Below are 20,698 nucleotides of genomic sequence, written 5' to 3'. Positions count from 1 at the left end.
GAATGATGAATTACCTTCGCAACGGCGCTTTAATTCTGCTTGCAGCCTTTTGCTTTCTGCCCACTGCCTACGGCCAACTGGCTGTTAAGGGCGAGATGGTTTACACGATGGCCGGCGAGCCGATCGCAAATGGCGTGGTGCTTATAAATGACGGCAAGATAACGGCGGTCGGGCCCTCGGCTTCGGTAACTATTCCGGCGAATTATCGCGTGGTCTCAGCCAAGGTCGTCACGCCTGGATTGATCGACGCACACACGGTCATCGGCCTCAACGGCTATCTCAATCAGCCCCACGATCAGATGGCCCTTGATGGCAGTGCGTCTTTTCAACCCGAACTTCGGGCAACCGATGCCTATAATGCACAGGAAAGATTGATCGAAACCGTCCGCCAATACGGCGTCACAACGATCCATACCGGACATCAGCCGGGAGCATTGGCCTCGGGGCAGACGATGATCGCTAAGACCATCGGAAATACCGTTGATGAGGCTACGATCGTACAAACCGCCATGATCGCGGTCACGCTCGGGCCGGGAGCAAATGCCTCGGGACGTTCGCCGGGAACCCGTGCGAAACAAGCAGCGATGCTGCGTGCCGAACTGATCAAGGCCCAGGAAAACGAGGCAAAAACCGACAAGGCGAAGGATCTCAAATCCCTCATAATGGCCCGAGTCATCAAACGCGAGATCCCGCTGCTCGTCACCGCCGAAGCCGCTCAGGACATAATGACCGCGCTTCGCATCGCAAAGGAGTTCAACATCAAGATCGTCCTCGACGGCGTCTCCGATGCACCTATCGTGATGGACGAGATCAAGGCCTCGGGCTTCCCTGTCATCGTTCACCCGACAATGGCGAGGCCAGGTGGCGATCGCGCGAATATTTCGCTTGAGACGGCTTCGAAATTGAAGGCGGCGGGAGTTCCCTTCGCCCTTCAGAGCGGATTCGAAGGTTACGTTCCCAAAACACGCATCGTCCTGTTTGAAGCCGGAATGGCTGCCGCCAACGGCCTCGGTCTTCGCAATGCTCTCGCCTCGATCACCATCGACGCGGCCAAACTTCTCGGCATCGACAACCGCGTCGGCTCCATCGCCGTAGGCAAAGACGCCGACATCGCAATGTACGACGGCGACCCTTTCGAATGGGTCACGCACTGCACTGGGGTGGTGATCAACGGAAAAGTCGTAAGCGAGATCGTTAAGTAGCCTGGATTTGTCTATCCAGGCTGTGGGTGAGCGATGAAAGAATATTCTCTGAGGAAAGTAAGGGTACGGAAGGTGGCTGAGCCTTCCGCTCCCCATCATACCGAGGTTTATAAAAACTGGGTCGAGGTCATTGGCAGACTTGTCGTGGGCATGGTCGCCTTATGCTATGTCACCGGCATGATCGTCGAACACATTCACCTGAGTGATTCGGGGGTTTCCGGATTGAGTCTGTTGAGGCTCAATTTTGTAATGGCCGGATTCTGGACGCTGATGCCGCTGCTCATTTCTACTGTCCTGATCCATAGCATTCTCGTTTCGCTCCCGATCACTCTCTTTGGCCCAAAATTTCAATTCCAACCAAGATTTGCCTTTAGAAATCTACCAAGGCTCTTCGTTATCATTCTTGGCACATATCTTATTGGTTCCTTTCTGCGGTTCCTTCTTCGTGATGCGCGTATTACTACCGATATACACTGGCTCTACTTCCCGATCGCGGGATTTATTCTTGCGGTCGCTATCCAGTTATCTTCGAACCGGCTCAAACGCGTCAAACTTCTTGGCTTGACGGAATCCATATTCTCAAGTTGGTCAACCGCCGGCATCTCACTGTTAGCATTCAGTCTATTCATAACCTATTGCTTCCTAGTCGCAAGAAATATCTATCCTGCAATTCCTGCCTCGGCCGCTGGTGGGAAACTTCTGAACGTCAAGTTTGTCATTCACGGGACCGACACACTTTTTAAGAGTATTGAAGATCCCGTTGGGTTCTATCAGGGACGTAACCCGATTATTTTAGAGGACAAAATTGATGATTCACGAGAACACGATGAAGTAACAAATGAGTTCTTATTGCTGCTGGAAACTGATACCGAATACGTAGTTTCTACAGGTGTTGCCACAATCAAGATCCCGCGCGAGATCGTTAAAGCGGTTCTTGTCTTTCCCGAGGAACTTCCTGACGAAAATGACGATTATGAATAGTGGGCCGCTCTATTGATCGGAGAAACTGATCACATTCTTCTCCTATCCGCCGTGACCTGAACCAGTTTCGCAGGGAAGGTCGGGTGATCCTCTACTCGACCTAGCGTTTAGTGTCGTGAAGGATGCCTAAAAATCATGGAGTTCTGTGCTAAATTCTCCGTGGGCAGCCAAACCTGCATCTAATCCCATTTATGAGGCTGTTTTTATTCCTCAGTTTAGCCATCCTTGCCATGGGATCATATCTAACTGCCGACGTCGCGGCAGCGGATCCGAACGGCTGGATACAGGTCAGATCAAAAAATTTCTACCTCATCGGCAACGCTCCTGAAAAAGAGATCAGGAAGGTCGGGACAAAGCTCGAGCAGTTCCGCGAGTCTTTTCGTTTGCTGTTCGCATCAGCGAACCTCGATTCGCGAGTGCCGACGAATGTGGTCGTCTTTAAAGACAACGCAGCGTACACGCCGTTCAAGCCGAGGCGTGCCGACGGCCGGATCGATGATGAGATCGCGGGATATTTCCAATCGGGCGAGGATGTTAATTACATTACGATCGCGGTCGGCGGTGACAAAGACAGCTATGGAACCATCTTTCACGAATACGTTCACTTCATCATCAATACAAATTTCAAGGGCGAGATACCGCAGTGGTTCAACGAGGGTTTGGCTGAATATTACCAAACTTACGAGATCACCGGCGATGTCAAAATAAAGCTCGGACAACCGCAGGAAGGCCACGTCGCTCTTCTGCAAAAAGGCGGCCTCATGCCGCTCGAGCAGCTCTTGAACCTGACGAATTATCAGTTGCATCAAACCAGCGGGCGTACGCGTGACTTGTTCTACGCCCAATCGTGGGCTCTCGTGCACTACCTGACCCAAAGCGGACGTTCGGCCGCCCTCGATAAGTTTTTGAAGGACGTAACAAGCGGCGGCGGCGCAAAAGCGGCGTTCCAGGGTGCTTTCCAATCTACGTATGAACAAATGGAAGGCCAGCTTCGCGATTACATCATCAGGAATTCCTACAACTTTCAGGAGATCACGCTTAAAAAGAAGCTGAGCTTTGACGCAGATATGCAGGCCTCACCGCTGGATGAAGCCTCGACATCCAATCGCAACGTGCTGACGAAGCCGAACCGTATCTGCTCGCCGCCCTGAAACTAAAACCCGATCTCGCGATCGCAAATTCCGCGATGGGGAAGCTCAAGCTTTCGCAGCGAAAATTTGACGAGGCACGCGGATATCTCGAAAAAGCCATCGCCGGCGACCCGAAAGATCACCTCGCCTATTACCGCTACGCGAACTTGCTCAGCCGCGAAGACCGCGACGATTACGGCTTCGTCAACCGCATCAAACCGGAAACCGCTGAGAAAATGCGAAACGCGCTGAAGAAGGCGATAGCGATCGAGCCGACGTTTGCGGACAGCTATGAACTGCTGGCATTCGTGTCATTCGTCAATAACGAAACCCTCGACGACGCGATCACGCTGCTGCAAACGGCGTTGAAATACAAGCCCGCGGATCCGCGATATTCGCTCCGCATCGCCGAGATCCTGACGCGGCAGAACAAATTTGACGAGGCTGCCCAGCTCGCTCAGAAGATCGCAGCCGCTGCCACCGAACCCGACATAAAAAGTAGAGCGAACAGTCTCGTTACTCAAATCGCCGAATTAAAAGCTTTTGCCATGCGGCAAGAGGCGGAAAAAAAGGCTCTCGAAGAACGCATCGCTGCTACCGGCGAAACGCCAATTTCGGTCAAACGCATCGAATCCATGCGTCCGCCGACCGAAGAAGAACTTGCTAAACAAAACGACTACATCCGCATTCGCGCGATAAACGAAGCTCTGCGAAAAATCAAAGACGGCGAACAGCGCGTCCGCGGCAGCGTCACGCGTATCGATTGCCGCAAACGCCCGCTCGTTTACACGATCAAGACGCCGACCGAGACTTTCACTGTCACGAGCAAGGATTTCACCGACCTCTATCTGCGGGCTCACGACCCGCCGGCGATGCGAAAACAGATCGGCTGTGAGGCAGATATTGGGTCGTTCACGGCTCTTGTCACCTATAAAGCGGCTCCAAATTCGAAAACTCCGTTTCGCGGCGAGCTGGTCGCGATCGAATTCATCCCCGCAGATTTCCGGTTCATGACGGACGAAGAAATGCGGACCGCGACGCTCATCATTTACGATCAGGAACCAAAGGTCGAAAAGGCTCCGGAACTCGTAACTTTAAGCCCGATAACCACCGCCATCGAAGCCAACCGCAGCGTCATCGCCACGCGCGAGATAAACAACGCTCTGATGAAACCCGCCGAGGGACAAAAACGCGAGATGGGCTTCCTGGACAAGATCGAATGCACGAGCGGCGGCACCATCTATCATCTCCGCGTCGGCACCGAGACGCGAAAACTGGTCAGCTATTCGCCCCGAGCCCTACGGATCTACGTTTTCACCCCCGACCTAGGCGACACGCAGCTAGTCTGCGGCATTAAACCGATAGAATTCCCGGCAGTTTTCGTCTACAAACCAAACGCCGACGGGAAAACCGACGAACTGGTTTCAGTAGAATTCGTACCTAAGTCTTTTGTTTTGGAGCACTAAGTAGTATTGAGGACGACTTTGACTAAGAAATCAACAGAAGTTGCTTAAGATAATTGAGTCCGGAACGGCTCCCGTCGATCGTAAGACATGAAACAATTTATTCTCCTCGTAGCAATATCCCTTTGTTCCACCGTTAGCTTAATTGCGTGCACGTGCCGGAACGTTCCTCCTGACAAAGTTGAAGAGTATCGACGAGAGACTCAAACTTACCAAGCATCTTTTGGCAAGGCGACGGATTCGAGTCCGAAGGCGTGATCATGATTTTCCGAACACCTCAAATAGGGGGCACCTTTCCCTAAGGCGGAACCCCTTAAAATTTGAAGTAAAGCGGGAACATGCGGGCAAGCTTCTATCGCGACGGACGATGTAATTTTTTCGGATCCGTCACAATTGCTTCACATGGAGGGCGAAACCTACGTGGTTTATGCAAAAGCGGCACTGGACAAGCAGTTGCCAGACTTCAAAGTCGAACCAAAAGCAAAACTTCCAAGGTTTTTGTCGCATGGGAAGAAGCCGAATAAGACTTTTTCGGATCGATAGCAAAACATACAATTAGAGTCAGAGGCAGAAGCACCACCACGGGCTTCTGCATTTCCGCGCCTTTTGCGATAATTGCAAAAACCAAAAAGGAGTTTCCAATAAATGACCGCACCAGCAGAACAACAAATGCCGCCCGAGGCAATTTTGATGCAGATCACGATGGGCGTATTTGTTACGCAGGCTAATTTTGTGACGACCAAGCTCGGAATCGCCGACCTTCTGGCGGACGGGCCGCAGAGCGTTGAATATTTGGCTGAGAAGTCAGGCACGCACGCTCCGTCGCTGTATCGGGTTTTGAGAACGCTCGCGAGCGTTGGCGTTTTTTCGGAGACGGAGAACAAGCATTTTGTGAATACGCCGATCTCGGAGCTGACGCGTTCCGATATCCCGACCAGCATGCGTGACCTGATACTGTGGATGGGCGAGGAAGAGCATTGGAAGGTTTACGCCAAGATGATCGACAGCGTCCAAACCGGCAAAACATCGTGGGAAACCATTCACGGCGAGCCCGTGTTTTCGTATCTGTTCAACACAAATACCGAGCTCGGCGATACGTTCAACCGGGCGATGACCGGCTTTTCGCACGTAACGATACCGGCGGTTTTGGGTGCGTATGACTTTTCGGGTGCCGGGACGGTTGCGGACATCGCCGGCGGTTACGGGCACCTTTTGGCAGCTGTTGTGAAGGCAAATCCGGCGATGAACGGCGTTTTGTTCGAATTGCCGCATGTTTTGGAAGGGGCACCGAAAATGATGGAGTCGCACGGCGTCAGCGACCGCGTTTCGTTCGTCCCAGGCGATTTCCGCTCGGAAATTCCCGTCGTCGCCGACATCTACATGCTCAAACACATCATCCACGACTGGTACGACGACACCAATCAAACCATCCTCGGCAACATCCGCACCTCGATGCCTGACCACGCCAAGGTCCTCATCATCGACGCCGTTGTCCCCGAGGGCAACGTACCGCACCCGTCGAAGTTCCTCGACCTCGAAATGCTCATCTCACCCGGCGGAATTGAGCGAACGGCGGGAGAATTCGAAACACTGCTTACAAATTCCGGTTTCAAGCTAACGCAGATCATCCCGACGCCTTCGCCGGTGAGTATTGTGGAAGCGGTGAAAGCGTAGCGAGAATATGCAGAAGCCCGCACGTAGTAAGGGCTCTTTGGAGTACCGAGTTGATCAGCAGCCAAAGGAGCCCTTACTTCGTGCGGGCTTCCGCAATCATTTGAGCGTTCAATCCACGATCGCCTGATATATCAACGCCCGCAGTTTCGCGTGATCGTCGATTCCCGGCGCCGGAATTAGCTGCGTGAAATAGACCACGACCATTTTCTCCTTCGGATCGACCCAATAGTTCGAATGATACGCTCCGCCCCAGCCGAATTCGCCTTCGGATGAGGGCTGGCCGTAGGCTCCGACGTCTTTTACTATCGAGAAGCCGAGCCCGAATCCCTGTCCCGGATTATACGGAATGCCGCGGAGATGATCGACCGTCATCAGATCGACCGATTTGCGGCTGAGGATGCGTTTGCCGTCGAGGGTTCCGCCATTGGCGAGCATTTGCAGGAAGCGGGCGTAATCGTTCGCCGTCGAGAGCAAGCCCGCACCACCCGAAAAACTCTTTCGCGGGCCGTTCAGATAAGCACCTTGCCCGACCCCGGCCCCAGGATCCGGAGCACGCTGGAGGGTTCCGTTCCCCAGCGAATAGACGACCGACAGACGGTCAGCTTTTGCCGGCGGCAGGTAAAAGGAAGTGTCCTTCATATTGAGCGGATCGATGATGCGGCTCTTCAGGAACTGATCGAGCGGCTGGCCGCTGACCTTTTCGATGAGAGCTCCGAGAATGTCGGTAGAATAGCCGTACACAAATTTCTCGCCCGGCTGCGCGTCCATCGGCAGAGCCGCCATTCGCGAAACCGTCGCACCGACCGGCTCATCGCGGTCGGCGAAATACCAGCCCGTGATCTTCGCCGCTTCCCATTTATCCTTCGCCGGGCCGCCGCCGTAGCTCACGCCCGACGTATGCGTCAGCAGATCGCGGATCGTGATCGCCCGCTTGGCTTTGACGATGTCATATCCGCCGCCTTCTTTGGGTACCGCAACTGTCGTGTTCGCAAATTCCGGCATGTATTTGCCGAGGTTATCGTTGATCAGCAGCTTCCCTTCTTCCTGCAGGATCATGATCCCGACGCTCGTCAGGGCCTTGCTCTGCGATGCAATGCGAAAGATCGTGTCTTCCTTCATCGCCGCTTTAGCCTCGCGATCTCGCTGGCCGAAAGTGTGAGCATACGCCACCTTCCCGCGCCGCAAAACCATCGCCACACCGCCCGCCAGCCGCTCATCCTTCACATATTGATCAAGCGTCTGCGTCAACCGCGTCAACCGCTCGGACGAAATCCCGACATCCTCAGGCTTTGCTCTCGGCAATTCCTGGGCGACAAGCGAAAACGCAAAACTAAGCAGCAGAAGAGCTGCGAACGAGGTTCTTTTTCTCACGTGTGATCTCATAATTTTGTTGATTGAAAGTGTAGAAATGATAACCCCGTCGCGATAACGTTTCAATGCCGCCCATTCAATTCCCACTTTGCCGCTTTGCGTCTTCGCTTTGCGGCTTTGCGGGATCTGGCATGGTGTTTCCCGCGAAGCCGCAAAGGAAGACGCAAAGACCGCTAACAAAGCTTTTTGTGATGAACCTGAACGCCGTTGGGTAGTATTTACATCTTTGTGTTACCCTTTTCTCGCAATTCCAATTTCAATACAATTCGCCAAAAAACTATGAAAGCATCGTTACTTTTGTGTTTGTTTATCGTTTCGTCCGCTCTTGTATTCGCTCAGCCGCCAAATCGCCAGGGCGGCGGTGCCGGTAATCAGCAAACTCAGCAGACCCAAGCCACACCGACAACTCAGACTCAGGCAACGCCGGCTCCAATACGCGACGAGCCGCCGGTGGTAACCAAACATTCCATCACAGTCGGCACACGAAAGCTCGACTACACCGTCACGACCGGCTATATGCCGCTCAAGAACGCGCAAACCGCCGAGATCGAAGCACGCATTTTTTATATGGCGTACACGCTCGACAACGCTCCGGCCGGACGGCCACTGATGTTCTCATTCAACGGCGGCCCGGGCTCGGCTTCGGTGTGGCTGCATCTGGGGGCACTCGGACCACGACGGATCAAAATGATGGACGACGGAATGCTGCCGCCCGCTCCATACGAGATGGAAGATAATCAGCAAACATGGCTGACCGAAACCGATCTGGTTTTTATCGACCCGGTCGGCACGGGTTATTCCCGGGCGGCACGGCCTGATCTGGCGGCAAAGTATTTCGGCGTGAATGGCGATATTGATTCGGTCGGTGAATTTATCAGAATGTATCTCGGCCGCAACGAACGCTGGATGTCGCCGCTCTACGTCGTCGGCGAAAGCTACGGCACGACCCGTGCGGCGGGCCTTTCGAATTACCTGTTTGATAAAGGAATTGCCCTCAACGGAATCTTGCTCGTCTCGACCGTGCTGAATTTTCAGACGATCCGCTTTGCCGATAACAACGACCTGCCGCTCGTCCTGATCCTGCCGAGCTACGCGACGACCGCCTGGTATCACAAAAAACTCCCGTCCTCGATGCAGAGCAAGTCCGTCGAGCAGGTCGCCCAGGAAGCGAGGCAATTCGCGGCTAACGAATTCATGCCCGCGTTGCTACGTATCGATTCGCTCACCGATAAGGAACGCGACGCACTGGCGACAAAATTCAGTTCGCTAACGGGTCTGAGTAAAGAATTTGTCGTACAGAACAACTTCCGCGTCGAGTTGGGCGAATTCAACAAGGAGCTTCTCCGCAGCGAACGCCGCACGACCGGCCGACTCGACAGCCGTTTCAAGGGCATCGACCGCGACGCTGCCGGCGAAGGCCCCGATTCGGACCCGAGCATGAACGCCATTCGCCCGCCGTACACGGCCGCGTTTAACCAGTACGTCCGCAGTGAATTGGGCTATAAGACCGACACCGAATACTACATCCTCGGCGGCGGCATTACTGCTCCGTGGAACTACAACGTCACCAATCAGTACGCCGACACTAGCATGCCGATGAAGGACGCGATGGCCAAGAATCCGTACATGAAGATCTTCGTCGGTGCCGGCTACTACGATATGGCAACGCCGTTCTACGCCGCCGAATACACCATCTCAGCCCTTAACCTCGACCCTTCGCTCAAGAAGAACATTTCCTGGTCCTACTACGAATCGGGCCACATGATGTACATCGAGAAAAAGTCGCTCAAGAAACTAAAAGACGACGCGGCAGCGTTTATTGTGAGTTCGACGAAGAAATAGTAAAACGTGGGACCCAACGATGCGAAAGCCCCCGCGTAGGCAAGGGCGATTCACTCAACGTTGAGTGAATCGCCCTGGCTTATGCGCGGGCTTGTACCACGGAGATCCTTGCTAACGTTCGGGCTTTTGCAAATGCGGTCACTTGCAAACCTCCCGCCCCTGTCATGGGTCGCGGAAGTTGATGACGCTGTTCGACAGCTGTCATCGAAAATGAAGTCAAGGAATCGGCAAAAAGCGTATTCTGGCGCCGTCGCAATTAGCAGATCGAATGCCATAAAAGCCCCGGATGTCACAGACGTTGCCACAGTCAGAGCCGGAACTCGCTCGATCCAGCCAAAAAAACCGGCGAAACTCGGTCGAATACACCTTTGACCTATCTGCAAAATAACTCTACCAATCTCTTGGAAACATAGCCGACAAACGCCAGATCCCTTCGACCTAACCGCACTTCGCACGCGTCATGGGAAAATCCACCGCTCCGGCCTTGCCGTTCATCGTTCCCTCGATCCTCGCAGCCAGTCTATCGGGGCCTGCGAGCTTGTAAATGATCCGCTGGGGAAAATCGTGGGCGGGATTCTCAAAAGTCGCCTCGTTCGCCGCCCACTTGACAAGCTTGAAAGCGGTCTCTTCTTTATTTTGCGAGGGCTTCGAAATGTAGTTGATCCCGCTCTCGTCCTCAACGATCCTGAGGTACTCGAAAGCCCCCATTCTATCGTTCCGAACGGTTCGCGACATCCCCATCATTGCGTTGCCGACCGGCGACATCCACTGTTCTGTGACTAGCCGTTTACGTGCCGGATCGTTGATCTCCCAACAGCCCGAAATGAACGCGAGAGCCCTTATCGTCGGCTTCTCCTGTGAATGAACAAAAGTTCCGAACGCAAAAATTGCCAGTAGAATAGCTGTGCTCTTTCTCATAAGTTCCCTTTTTCCTTAAAATACCGTCGTGGTTAGTTCCTCAACTATTCACGGTATCCAAAGCAGAACCAAACGTATTGGAAAAATCCGACAACCTAATCCCCGCTCACGAATACGTCCGTTATTCCTCGAGCCCGCTCGAGAAATGCCGCGGGCGTCGTATCGGAAAACTGGCGAAAATCGTGGATAAGATGCGATTGGTCGTAGTATCCAAATTCTAACGCGGTGTCGATAATTGCAGGGTTTTTCGAATGCTCGATCGCTTTCAGCACACGTTGGAAACGCACGATCCGCGAGAACATCTTCGGCGTCAGCCCGACCGACTGGCGGAATCGCCGCTCCAGCCCGCGTTCGCTGATACCGACATCCCGGGCGATTTTCGAGATCGGTGATTTGCCGCAGCAATTTGAGATCAACTCAACGGCATTGCTGAGCCAAGGATCGAAAGTCTGTTTATCGCTAAGCCGTTCAACCAGAAGCGATTCGGCGATCACGACGCGTTCCTGAAAACTATTCGCACTTGCCAACTGATCCTCGATCCGGGAAATATCGCCGCCCCAAACCGCTCTTAACGACTCGACCCGATCCACCAGATCGCTCATCCCAAATCTAAAGAACGGAAACGCACCCGCCGGTTTAAAACGGATACCAAACAAATGGACGTTTCCCGTTGGGCCGATCAAAATGCTCCGGTGCATCTGCCCGGCAATCAGGCTCGCCGCCTGCGTTTCCACCAGTCCGCTTGCATGGTAACGCCTAAACCTGTCTGCCAGATTAAAGATGATCTCAATACAGCCATCCGGCACGACCGGCTCCGGTTCCCCTGCTCCCGAAGGAGAATATTCGAGCGACCAGAAGCACTTGACCAGGTCGGCCAAACGCAGTGACGGCGGTGTTTCGACGTATTTCATCAGACCAGTTCGACAACGTCGCCGTACTGAGGCACGATTACATTCCAGGCAAAACGCTCGCGAATATGGCCTGCCATTGCCTCGGCTGCCTCGGGTTCCCCATGGGTCGTGAATACCATTTTCGGTTCGCTGCGAAGGCCGCTGAGCCATTGCAGCACGGCTTTCCAATCAGCATGCGCCGAAAAACCTTCGACCTTTTCAACATGGCATCGCACCGGTATCCAGTGTTTCATGATTTTAACTTCGCGTTCACCTTCCTGAACTCGTCGACCGGTCGTTCCAGATGCCTGATACCCGACAAAGACAATCGTGGCGTTTTCGTCTTGCAGCACTCGCATGGCATGATGCAGCACTCGGCCGCCGGTCAGCATACCTGAGGCCGAGATGATGATCCTGGCTCCCTGCAATTGGTTAAGCTTTTTCGATTCGTCGCGGCTCGACGCCGTACTCATCGAGCCGGTTCGAAGCGGATGGCGTTTATGGGCAAGAATCGAGGCATATTCGCGGTCGTGTTCCTCGTGCCAGCGGTTGTATACCTGCGTTGCCTGGGCCGCCATCGGCGAATCGACGATGACTGGCAGGACCGGGATCCGTTTCTGCTCTTCCAATTCCCGGATCATGTAGAGGACTTCCTGCGTCCGCCCAACAGCGAAGGCCGGTATCAGGATCGCCCCGCCGCGTCTGGCTGCCTCGTTGATGATTCTGGCCATCTGTGTTTCCGAATCTATCTCGCCATGCAAACGATCGCCATAGGTTGATTCGCACATTAAATAGTCACAATCAGGCGGCGGAGCAGGATCCTTCACTATCGGCTGGTCATAGTGCCCCAGATCGCCGGAGAAAAGAAATCTGATCGAGCTGCCGTCAGGCCGGGCGTTCTCAAGTTCAACGAGAACGAGGCTAGCTCCCATAATGTGGCCCGCCACCATAAAACTTGCTTTGATCCCGGGACAGATCTCGTACGGCTGGCCGTCATTCGGCACGGGTCTGATCTTTTGGAGCGTCGCCCTCGCATCGTCCTCATCATACAAAGGTAGTGCCGGCGTGTGGCTGGTCAGGGCGTGGCGATTGCGGTAATCAGCTTCCTCTTCCTGTAAGCGTGCGGAATCCGGGAGCAGTATTTTCAGCAGATCGCCGGTCGCCCGAGACGTTGTCACCTCGCCCCTAAAGCCAAGTTTCACCAGCCTTGGCAGCCAGCCCGTGTGATCGATATGCGCGTGAGTAATGATGACCGCATCGATCTCGCGCGCATCAAAAGGCGGATCTTGCCAGTTTCGCTCGCGCAGCTCTTTGTGGCCCTGAAATAGGCCACAGTCGATCAGGATTTTTTGGTTGTTGTGTTCGAGGAGATATTTTGAACCGGTTACGGTACCGACGCCGCCATAAAAAGAGATCTTTGCCATTGACCAAATATACAAGGCAAAGACCTAAATGCAAAGCAATTTCACCGTTCCTTAGTGAGCCGATTCTCGCGGTTCGTTCGGGAAAAAGAGGAGGTTGCTCGGCCCGGTAAATTTCATCTGCTCTTTCCTTAACTGAGCGAGGCTCAGCAGTTGGCCGGGCGTTTCACCGTCAATGCCGAATACTGCCCAGCCGATATTTAGTTCGATCTCGACTGCCTGCGCCTCGTTGATCGCGAGCTTACGCCCGGAAAAGCCAGCTTGTATTCGCTGCATGACCTCTTGCGATATCCCCTTATCCGCAGTCGGCAGGATAACAAGAAATTCATCATTCAAAGCACGCGCCACAAAATCCATTTGCCTGACGTTATCTTTGATAACTCTGGCAACGAAGTTAAGCACCGTGTCTCCCGCAACGTGGCCGAAGGTACGATTCACCTCGTCAAAATTCTCAATGTCGATAGCAAGAACCGTCAGCGGCCGATCGTCACGCCTTCGCTGCGATTCCGCGACCTGATTTTCGAGAACAAGATAGAATGCCCGCTCATTGGGGAGGTCGGTAGTAACGTCCGTCAGGGCGTTCGCCTGCGAGCGTTCATACGAGATCGACCCGAGCATCAGCGGTGCTACGCGTGTGCCAACCGCCTCAAAGACCGATGTTTCGTTAACAGCCGGATCGTAATCATCGCCGAAGAAGAGCTGTATCACCCCGAAAACATTACCAGCATTCATAAGCGGAATCGCAACCGAACTCCCGTATTCCTGATTCGAATCCAGCATCAGATAACCATCGACCTCGACTTGGTGAGTTTTGTACGCCTGTCCCGCAAGGCCGTCATCAAAATTCAGAAGTTGTCCTTTATGAACTTCCGCCCGAACCCCCTCAGCATGTACAGATACGAGTTGAGAACGCGATTCAGTTAGTAAAAACAACACGATCGTTTGATATGGCAACAGATCACGTACGCGGCTTGCAACGAGTCTGAAAGCATCATCGGATCTAAGCGAACCGGTGAAGTAACTGCTGACCTCGTCAAGCTCCTCAAGGCTCCGTTCAACATCTGCCTCAAGCATAGGACGTCGGGCGTTTGTGCCCTGCTTGAGTCTCTTTTGGTGAAAATAAAGAACTACATAGACACAAAGATAGACTGCGATGATCCCGCAAAATCCTTGTATCTTTCGGTCTGCTTCAAGCTCCGAAATAGACAAGATATAGGCGGCAACGATCGTCAGCAACGAAACCAGGATCGTTATCACCGGATACATCGTCGTTGTACGAGCGTGGAGAAGCCCGACTGAACTAATATTTTGACTCGACATTTTTATACGAAAGAGCGGGAGAACGGGCTTGAAGCGGCGTACTAACGCCACACATTGAGAATAACTTTTCGTGATTATTTAAGTCAAGAAATTATTCTAGACCAGTAAAAATAGGCATTCTGGATCGAATTCGCGCATACTTGAAAAAAAAGTAAAAAATAATCACAAAAAAGAGCATTTTTTCTCATTTTTAGGTTGACTAAACTGCTTTCGATTTCTATATTATCGTTTGCTTTGAGAAAGAAAGAGCTCAAAGCAAAAACGGCTGTGTCACGATCGGCCGGTGCCTGGCAACAGGTAGTTTATTCTTTGAGTATAGATAGGAGTCTTAAATAAAATGACAAAGGTAATTGTACTTTCAACAGTTCTTGGATTGAGCGCACTTGGTATGGCTTGCGGCGAAGCTGCAACCAACGCTCCGGCAAACAACGCAAACAAGCCAGCTGCTACCCCCGCAAGCACGCCTGCACCGGTAGCTACTCCGGCTGCTAACGTTCCTGCTGCTAATGCAACGAACGCAAATAAGCCGGCTGCTAACGCTCCTGCTGCTAACTCAGCAATGAAGCCTGCTGGCAACGCTCCGGCTGCTAACGCACCGGCTGCTAACGCAACGAAGAAGCCATAGTTTTTAACCGAATACTGTTGTTGATCGAGAAAGCACTCTGCTCATTTGCGGGGTGCTTTCTTGTTTTGGTATGATGTTGGAGTTCGAGATCTAACGTTTTTTGTTCAAAAAATTGCATAATTTGGTTGTTTTGGGGTTGACTTAATCGCCAAGGGAAACTATATTGTGCAATGTTCCTGAAAAATTAAGAAAGACTTGGGACAAGGACTGTGTTGTACACGGTCTTCGATAAAATAAAATTAGATCTAATCTTTGAAGAAGACAGGAGAATCTTTTAGTTATGAAAAAAGTAATCGCACTTTCAGCAGTTCTTGTTATGGGTGCTTTGGGAATGGCTTGCGGTGAGGCTGCAAATACCAATACCGCAGCAAATAAGGCGGCTAACGCTGCTAACACCGCCGCTAACGCAATGGCAAACGCCGCTAATGCAATGGCAAACGCTGCTAACGCAGTTTCAACCGCTGCTAACACCGCAGCAAACGCTGCTTCGAATGCTGCTAATGCTGCTTCGAATGCAATGAAGCCGGCCGCAAACGCACCTGCTGCTAACGCACCTGCTGCAAATGCAAACGCTAACGCCGCTAAGAAACCATAGTTCAGTTTTTTATTTACTGAAAAAGCCCGAGAGTTCTTGACTCCCGGGCTTTTTCATTTTCACCTATCTTTTTTCGTCAGCCCAGCAACTTCGCTAGATCTGCGATCGAGTTAACCGGCTGCTTGCATACAAAACCCTTACAAACATAAACGGTCGGTTGTCCGGCAACCTTATATCTGCCCTCTAACAAGTGGTTTGCGACCGTTGTATCACCATTTTCATCCGCCAGAACAATTACCGCGTCAGGTAGGTACCGTTTCTGGATCTCGCGAACAATCGGATCCTCGCGTTCTCCGATAACCACGATCTCCCTAGTTTCCGATAGATGAAACTCCAACGCGGACAGAGTTCGACCAAATCCCTGAGGGTGACGTTTCAGTTGTGATGCCGCTACACGCAGAACAGCAACGCCGAATCTTTCATACCGTTCGTCCCCGGTTAGTTTTGCAAGTCTTAATAGGATATCAGCCGCGACCGAATTCCCTGACGGCGTTGCGTTGTCATAGAAATCCTTGTTTCTGACGATCAATTCCTCATGATCGTTCGATGTAAAGAAGAAACCGCCGCTCTCATCGTCCCAAAACTCGGTGATCATAATATCCGCGAGCCTTTTAGACTCTTTCAAGTAGATATCTTCACCGCAAACCTGAAAAAGAGCTATTAGACCGTCAGCTACGTTCGCATAGTCTTCTAGGTAGCCATTTAGTTTCGCTGCTCCGCATTTCCATGTTCGCAGAAGGCGGCCGTCTGATTGCATCTCGGTTGTAAGAAATACTGCATTACGCTTTGCGATCTCCAAATACTCATCATCAGCGAGCACAGCTGCGGCTTCTGCAAAGGCCGAAAGCATCAAGCCGTTCCAGGCTGTCAGCACTTTTTCATCACGGTGCGGTTTGATCCGCTTTTCCCGGTGGTGGAACAGATCGGCCCGTGCCTCAGCAAAAACGCAAGGATCTTGAGCGGCCGGGTTCTTTACGTTTAAAATACTGTGCCCCTCAAAATTGCCACCGGGTGTCACGTCATAATAATCACAAAATTGTGCGGCCTTCTTCTCACCGAGAACCTCAACGATCTCCTCCGGCGTCCAGACAAAGAACTTCCCTTCCTCGCCCTCGCTATCGGCATCCTGCGTTGAGTAGAAACCGCCGGATGCATCAAGCATTTCGCGTTTTCCGTATTCTAGTGTTTCGATAGCGATCCGTTTGTAGAAGTCATTACCCGTGACCTGAAAAGCATGCAAATAAACTCGAATTAGTTGGGCATTGTCGTACAGCATCTTTTCAAAATGCGGTACGAGCCAGATCGCATCGACCGTATAACGATGAAAACCCCCGCCTAATTGATCGTAGATCCCGCCGTTCGCCATTTTATTGAGCGTGTGTTCAACGATCGCCAGTGCCTTATCTTCGCCGGTTCTTTTGTGGTATCTGAGCAAAAACTCGAGCGACATGGCGGGTGGAAACTTTGGAGCACCGCCGAATCCGCCGTTGACGGTGTCGAAAGTCCTCGAAAAGCTTGAGAAAGCTTGGTCCAGGATCTCAGGCGACAGGCCGCCGGTCGCCGGTTCGACCATACTCAACCGCTTGAGTTCGTTGACGATCTCGCTTGCCGACTTTTCGAGTTCATCTCGGCGTTCGCGGTAAGCTTCTGCGATGCTGGCCAATATTTGCGGCCACGAAGCCATGCCGTACCGAGGTGTCGGCGGAAAGTATGTTCCGCCAAAAAAGGGCCGTTTATCAGGAGTAAGAAACACATTCATCGGCCACCCGCCGCGTCCGGTCGTGAGTTGAACGAAGTTCATATAGATTTGATCAACGTCCGGACGCTCTTCCATATCAACCTTGATGTTGACGAAATGATCGTTCATGATCGCCGCCGTTTTCTCGTCCTCGAACGACTCGTGCTCCATTACGTGACACCAATGGCACGCCGAATAGCCAATGCTTACGAGCACAGGCTTATCCTCCGCCTTTGCCAGATGGAACGCGGTTTCGCCCCACGGATACCAATCAACCGGGTTGTGAGCGTGCTGCAGCAGGTACGGGCTGGTCTCGTTTATTAGGCTGTTGGTGAACTTTTTCTCGGTTTCCATGAACATATTGTTTCACGCGGGCTCCAATTTTTGAAACACGAACGACATTCTGATATATTGGTGGCACTTCAAGTTATGACACCTCGCTGCATATCTAAACTTCGACCAATGAAACAGCGTGCGAATCTCTTCGCCGGCGACTAATTCCGTTTCTCCGCCATGTAAAAGCCCGCGTGTATGCGAAGGGCTAAACACTCAGCACAACACCCAGATAATCCTGGGTTTAACCAAACAGGAGAAATATCATGACACCATCGACCGAACTTCAGCGTCCGTCAATCAAAACCGCGCTTCCCGGCCCAAAATCACAGGAGATCATTAACGCCGATCACCAATATGTGACGCCCAGCTATCCTCGGCCGGATTACAAATTAGTAGCGGATCACGCCAAAGGCGTTTGGATCACCGATCCCGACGACAATGTCTTTCTCGACTGCAACGCCGGCGTGGCCGTCTGTTCGACCGGGCACTGCCATCCGGAGGTCGTCGCGGCCATCCAGCAGCAGGTGAGCGAGCTGATCCACCTTTGCGGTACCGATTTTTACTACCGCCACATGCCGCAGCTAGGCAAAAAGCTGAACGAGATCGTACCGATCGATGGCCCGACGAAAACTCACTTTGCAAACAGCGGTGCCGAAGCGATCGAGACTGCTCTCAAGCTCGCGATGTATCACACAAAGCGGCAGAAATTCATCTCGTTCTTTGGCTCGTTCCACGGCAGAACGCTCGGAGCTCTGGCTCTTACCTCTTCGAAAAAGGCACAGCGTCTCGGCTTTGCCCGGCAGGTGCTGGACGTAGTTCATGTTCCCTACCCGAACTGCTTCCGATGCCCATTTAATAAGGGTAAATGCGATGACGGTGCCTGCTGTATGGGCACGACCGACTGGATCGAAAAGACCCTCTTTAACACGACCACGCCGCCTGAAGAAGTGGCGGGAATTATCCTTGAGGTCGTTCAGGGCGAAGGCGGTTACGTTCCCGCTCCGACCGAGGTTGTCAAAGAGATCCGCCGTCTCTGCGACCAGCACGGGATCATGCTGATCGTCGATGAAGTCCAGTCAGGAATGGGCCGTACGGGCAAAATGTTCGCACTTGATCATCACGAAGGCGTCAAGGCCGACATCGTCTGCATGGCAAAGGGCCTCGGTTCAGGAATGCCGATCGGAGCCTGTACCGCCCGTGCCGACATCATGGATTGGCACAAAGGTGCTCATGCCTCGACCTTCGGCGGCAACCCGGTTGCACTTACGGCGGCACTTAAGACCATCGAGCTTCTCCAGGGCGGCCTTGTCGATAACAGCCGCGAGGTCGGGGCGTATCTGGAATCCGGACTCAATAAACTCAAGGAAAAATACGATGTCATCGGCGATGTGCGGGGTCTCGGAATGATGCTCGGCGTCGAATTCGTGAAGCCTTCAACTGACGGCTCGGTTGGCGAACCCGACCCGGAACTCCGCGACCGCATCGAAATGGCCTGCTTTAACAAAGGCCTGATCATCCTCGGCTGCGGAGCCAACTCGATCCGCTGGTCACCGCCGCTCATCCTGGCGAAGGAGAACGTCGATGTCGCAATCGAGATTTTCGAGGAAGCTATCGCGGAATCGCTCTAAACTTTCTGGATCGAAAAGGCTGGCCGCGAGGCCAGCCTTTTTTCTTTGGAAACTCAGACTTTACCAACGATCTCGATTTTGGGGGAAACCAAAATGTGTTTTCCTTATGTCGGCCGGTTTGGGGTTCAAAAAGTGTGAATCGTTTCACACTTTTTGTGAATCACCCATTTTTACTCGCAACTCCGCGCAAAACAGCCCGTTTGGTCGAACATGCGGGCACCTCTGTCGGGCCCAAACAGCCCGATTGGTAGAGTTAATTTGCTGATTGGTCGAACGTATTTTTACCAAAAAAACTTCGACTTATCGCACATGTCTAGTCGCCCAAAACCTCATGCACGCTGGCTGCCTCTAACGCTTTTAATGATCCCGCTGCAATTTTCCGCATTTCCGCCATTCCACATCGGCGAGGCTACTTTTTTGGATGTCACGACATCAAAGCGGTGTATAATCTTTCCAAATTGAGCATGGCTTATGGCGAGACTTCCCCACCTCCTGATCTTACTTTTGCTCACGGCGATCCCGCTCGCGGCTCAATCGAAGGCAAAACAAAAGCCAGCCGTCGCCAAGCGACCGTTCTACAGAGCCGCACAGGTCAGCCAAGGCAAGCCATACTATCGTCCCATACAACCACCCGCGAATGCCGCGCAACTGAATAAAGCCCTTACAAAGGCAATTGGCGGCGCAAAGGCAGATATTCTCATCGCCCGAGCGAAATATTATCTCGCGGCCGGTTTAGAAGACAGTGCCCGGCGGGAATTCGACCGTGCTCTCCTGGCCGATCCTGAAGATGTGGCGGTATTAATACGTGTCGCTACACAAATCACCTCTCGCAGACTTAAAGATGGATGCAAGAATGTCATCACGATGTCTTCCAACTATCTCGCGAAACATCCAAATAATGATGCGGTACTTAATGAGAGAGCCAAAGCAAAGAGCTGCCTCGGTGATCCTCAAGGGGCATTTGATGATGTATCTTTAGCTTCGACGATGGCTCCCCAAAACCGTTCCTATTGGTACGATAAATTAAATTACTTAAGAATATTTAAGAACACGGATAACGCCGAAGTGCTCTACCAAAAGGTTATCGATGAACTCGAGGCTCAGATGCCCGCTACTCCGCCGTCACGGTATTCGTACCAGGTTTTCCCCAAAAACATTCTGGCGTTAGCCTTCGCTGAGCGAGCAGCCTTTCATAAAAAGATCGGTAATAAAGAGGCTGAACTCGCTGATCTCGGCCGCGCTGTAGAAATTTTCCCATTGAATTATCTTTTGACTCGGGCATATGCATACAGAGAGCGTAAAATGTACGCCGAAGCGGTTTCCGATATCGAACGTGCGATCGATCTGACGAGGAGCGAAAACATGTTTCCGATGAGAACCCTGCCTGAAATTTACTGGCTTCGAGCAGATATTTTTGTTTTGATGGGTAAGTTCAATGAGGCCATCGCTGACTATAAAACAGTCAATTCACTTAGACCAAACGTATCCGCGATTATCGAGGCAAAAATCGCTGCCGTGAAAGAAATGATGAACAAATAGCTGAAAGATCCTGAATCTTTCGAAC

16 protein-coding genes are annotated in these 20,698 nt (G+C 52.3%); 10 read left to right on the top strand and 6 right to left on the bottom strand.

Translation table 11 applies throughout. From position 1 onward, the window contains the following. Nucleotides 1–5: 5 nt before the first annotated feature. The 5 genes from IPG22_19395 to IPG22_19375 all read left to right on the top strand — a co-directional run bounded on the left by IPG22_19395 (nt 6) and on the right by IPG22_19375 (nt 6,450). Entirely contained in the window at nt 6–1,202 is a 1,197-nt protein-coding gene (locus IPG22_19395) for an amidohydrolase family protein (GenBank protein MBK6590453.1), read from the top strand. A gap of 33 nt (nt 1,203–1,235) precedes the next feature. Beyond that, entirely contained in the window at nt 1,236–2,183 is a 948-nt protein-coding gene (locus tag IPG22_19390; protein ID MBK6590452.1) for a hypothetical protein, read from the top strand. 191 nt (nt 2,184–2,374) lie between these two features. Next, nucleotides 2,375–3,334 (top strand): DUF1570 domain-containing protein, encoded by a 960-nt coding sequence (locus IPG22_19385; protein MBK6590451.1) that lies wholly within the window; start codon nt 2,375–2,377, stop codon nt 3,332–3,334. Nucleotides 3,335–3,369: 35 nt separating this feature from the next. After that, nucleotides 3,370–4,779 (top strand): tetratricopeptide repeat protein, encoded by a 1,410-nt coding sequence (locus tag IPG22_19380; protein ID MBK6590450.1) that lies wholly within the window; start codon nt 3,370–3,372, stop codon nt 4,777–4,779. Between the two features lie 642 nt (nt 4,780–5,421). Beyond that, nucleotides 5,422–6,450 (top strand): methyltransferase, encoded by a 1,029-nt coding sequence (locus IPG22_19375; GenBank protein MBK6590449.1) that lies wholly within the window; start codon nt 5,422–5,424, stop codon nt 6,448–6,450. 108 nt (nt 6,451–6,558) lie between these two features. Here IPG22_19375 and IPG22_19370 read toward each other — a convergent pair whose 3' ends face one another. Next, nucleotides 6,559–7,833 carry a beta-lactamase family protein gene (locus tag IPG22_19370; GenBank protein MBK6590448.1) on the bottom strand — a complete coding sequence of 425 codons (1,275 nt, stop codon included), beginning with the start codon at nt 7,831–7,833 and terminating at the stop codon, nt 6,559–6,561. Between the two features lie 267 nt (nt 7,834–8,100). Here IPG22_19370 and IPG22_19365 point away from each other — a divergent pair, with 267 nt between their 5' ends. After that, on the top strand, nt 8,101–9,663 hold the full coding sequence (locus tag IPG22_19365; protein ID MBK6590447.1) for a peptidase S10: 1,563 nt from the start codon (nt 8,101–8,103) through the stop codon (nt 9,661–9,663). Between the two features lie 438 nt (nt 9,664–10,101). Here the strand turns inward: IPG22_19365 and IPG22_19360 are convergent, their stop codons facing one another. The 4 genes from IPG22_19360 to IPG22_19345 all read right to left on the bottom strand — a co-directional run bounded on the left by IPG22_19360 (nt 10,102) and on the right by IPG22_19345 (nt 14,212). Beyond that, nucleotides 10,102–10,551, bottom strand: a complete 450-nt coding sequence (locus IPG22_19360; GenBank protein MBK6590446.1) for a hypothetical protein — start codon at nt 10,549–10,551, stop codon at nt 10,102–10,104. Between the two features lie 125 nt (nt 10,552–10,676). Then, a complete protein-coding gene (locus IPG22_19355; GenBank protein ID MBK6590445.1) occupies nt 10,677–11,492 on the bottom strand; it encodes an AraC family transcriptional regulator in 816 nt (271 codons plus the stop codon). Then, complete coding sequence (locus IPG22_19350) at nt 11,492–12,895, bottom strand: MBL fold metallo-hydrolase (GenBank protein ID MBK6590444.1); 1,404 nt, start codon at nt 12,893–12,895, stop codon at nt 11,492–11,494. Before IPG22_19350 ends, IPG22_19355 begins: the two co-directional genes overlap by 1 nt. A gap of 51 nt (nt 12,896–12,946) precedes the next feature. Next, on the bottom strand, nt 12,947–14,212 hold the full coding sequence (locus tag IPG22_19345; GenBank protein MBK6590443.1) for a sensor domain-containing diguanylate cyclase: 1,266 nt from the start codon (nt 14,210–14,212) through the stop codon (nt 12,947–12,949). A gap of 337 nt (nt 14,213–14,549) precedes the next feature. Here IPG22_19345 and IPG22_19340 point away from each other — a divergent pair, with 337 nt between their 5' ends. Both IPG22_19340 and IPG22_19335 read left to right on the top strand, forming a co-directional pair. Further along, complete coding sequence (locus tag IPG22_19340) at nt 14,550–14,837, top strand: hypothetical protein (protein MBK6590442.1); 288 nt, start codon at nt 14,550–14,552, stop codon at nt 14,835–14,837. Between the two features lie 280 nt (nt 14,838–15,117). Then, the gene (locus tag IPG22_19335) at nt 15,118–15,432 is read left to right on the top strand and encodes a hypothetical protein (GenBank protein MBK6590441.1); all 315 of its coding nucleotides are present in this window, start codon (nt 15,118–15,120) and stop codon (nt 15,430–15,432) included. 76 nt (nt 15,433–15,508) lie between these two features. On the opposite strand, the gene IPG22_19330 is transcribed toward IPG22_19335, so the two are convergent. After that, nucleotides 15,509–17,524 carry a thioredoxin domain-containing protein gene (locus IPG22_19330; GenBank protein ID MBK6590440.1) on the bottom strand — a complete coding sequence of 672 codons (2,016 nt, stop codon included), beginning with the start codon at nt 17,522–17,524 and terminating at the stop codon, nt 15,509–15,511. Between the two features lie 245 nt (nt 17,525–17,769). Here IPG22_19330 and IPG22_19325 point away from each other — a divergent pair, with 245 nt between their 5' ends. Further along, nucleotides 17,770–19,134, top strand: coding sequence for an acetyl ornithine aminotransferase family protein (locus tag IPG22_19325; protein ID MBK6590439.1), 1,365 nt, complete (start codon nt 17,770–17,772; stop codon nt 19,132–19,134). 471 nt (nt 19,135–19,605) lie between these two features. After that, the gene (locus IPG22_19320; protein ID MBK6590438.1) at nt 19,606–20,673 is read left to right on the top strand and encodes a hypothetical protein; all 1,068 of its coding nucleotides are present in this window, start codon (nt 19,606–19,608) and stop codon (nt 20,671–20,673) included. Nucleotides 20,674–20,698 lie beyond the last annotated feature (25 nt).

The sequence above is a fragment of the Acidobacteriota bacterium genome, from assembly GCA_016703965.1.
In the GTDB taxonomy this organism is placed as follows: Bacteria; Acidobacteriota; Blastocatellia; order Pyrinomonadales; family Pyrinomonadaceae; genus OLB17.
Note: the sequence above shows the minus strand (reverse complement) of the source record. Positions and strands in the feature narration are given on the sequence as shown.

Excerpts from the sequence above, each read along its gene's own strand:
- IPG22_19370 (MBK6590448.1), bottom strand. The coding sequence starts at position 7,833 with ATGAGATCACACGTGAGAAAAAGAACCTCGTTCGCAGCTCTTCTGCTG.
- IPG22_19355 (MBK6590445.1), bottom strand. The coding sequence starts at position 11,492 with ATGAAATACGTCGAAACACCGCCGTCACTGCGTTTGGCCGACCTGGTC.
- IPG22_19335 (MBK6590441.1), top strand. The coding sequence starts at position 15,118 with ATGAAAAAAGTAATCGCACTTTCAGCAGTTCTTGTTATGGGTGCTTTG.
- IPG22_19385 (MBK6590451.1), top strand. The coding sequence starts at position 2,375 with ATGAGGCTGTTTTTATTCCTCAGTTTAGCCATCCTTGCCATGGGATCA.
- IPG22_19390 (MBK6590452.1), top strand. The coding sequence starts at position 1,236 with ATGAAAGAATATTCTCTGAGGAAAGTAAGGGTACGGAAGGTGGCTGAG.
- IPG22_19395 (MBK6590453.1), top strand. The coding sequence starts at position 6 with ATGAATTACCTTCGCAACGGCGCTTTAATTCTGCTTGCAGCCTTTTGC.
- IPG22_19320 (MBK6590438.1), top strand. The coding sequence starts at position 19,606 with ATGGCGAGACTTCCCCACCTCCTGATCTTACTTTTGCTCACGGCGATC.
- IPG22_19380 (MBK6590450.1), top strand. The coding sequence starts at position 3,370 with ATGGGGAAGCTCAAGCTTTCGCAGCGAAAATTTGACGAGGCACGCGGA.
- IPG22_19365 (MBK6590447.1), top strand. The coding sequence starts at position 8,101 with ATGAAAGCATCGTTACTTTTGTGTTTGTTTATCGTTTCGTCCGCTCTT.
- IPG22_19375 (MBK6590449.1), top strand. The coding sequence starts at position 5,422 with ATGACCGCACCAGCAGAACAACAAATGCCGCCCGAGGCAATTTTGATG.
- IPG22_19345 (MBK6590443.1), bottom strand. The coding sequence starts at position 14,212 with ATGTCGAGTCAAAATATTAGTTCAGTCGGGCTTCTCCACGCTCGTACA.
- IPG22_19340 (MBK6590442.1), top strand. The coding sequence starts at position 14,550 with ATGACAAAGGTAATTGTACTTTCAACAGTTCTTGGATTGAGCGCACTT.
- IPG22_19325 (MBK6590439.1), top strand. The coding sequence starts at position 17,770 with ATGACACCATCGACCGAACTTCAGCGTCCGTCAATCAAAACCGCGCTT.
- IPG22_19330 (MBK6590440.1), bottom strand. The coding sequence starts at position 17,524 with ATGGAAACCGAGAAAAAGTTCACCAACAGCCTAATAAACGAGACCAGC.
- IPG22_19350 (MBK6590444.1), bottom strand. The coding sequence starts at position 12,895 with ATGGCAAAGATCTCTTTTTATGGCGGCGTCGGTACCGTAACCGGTTCA.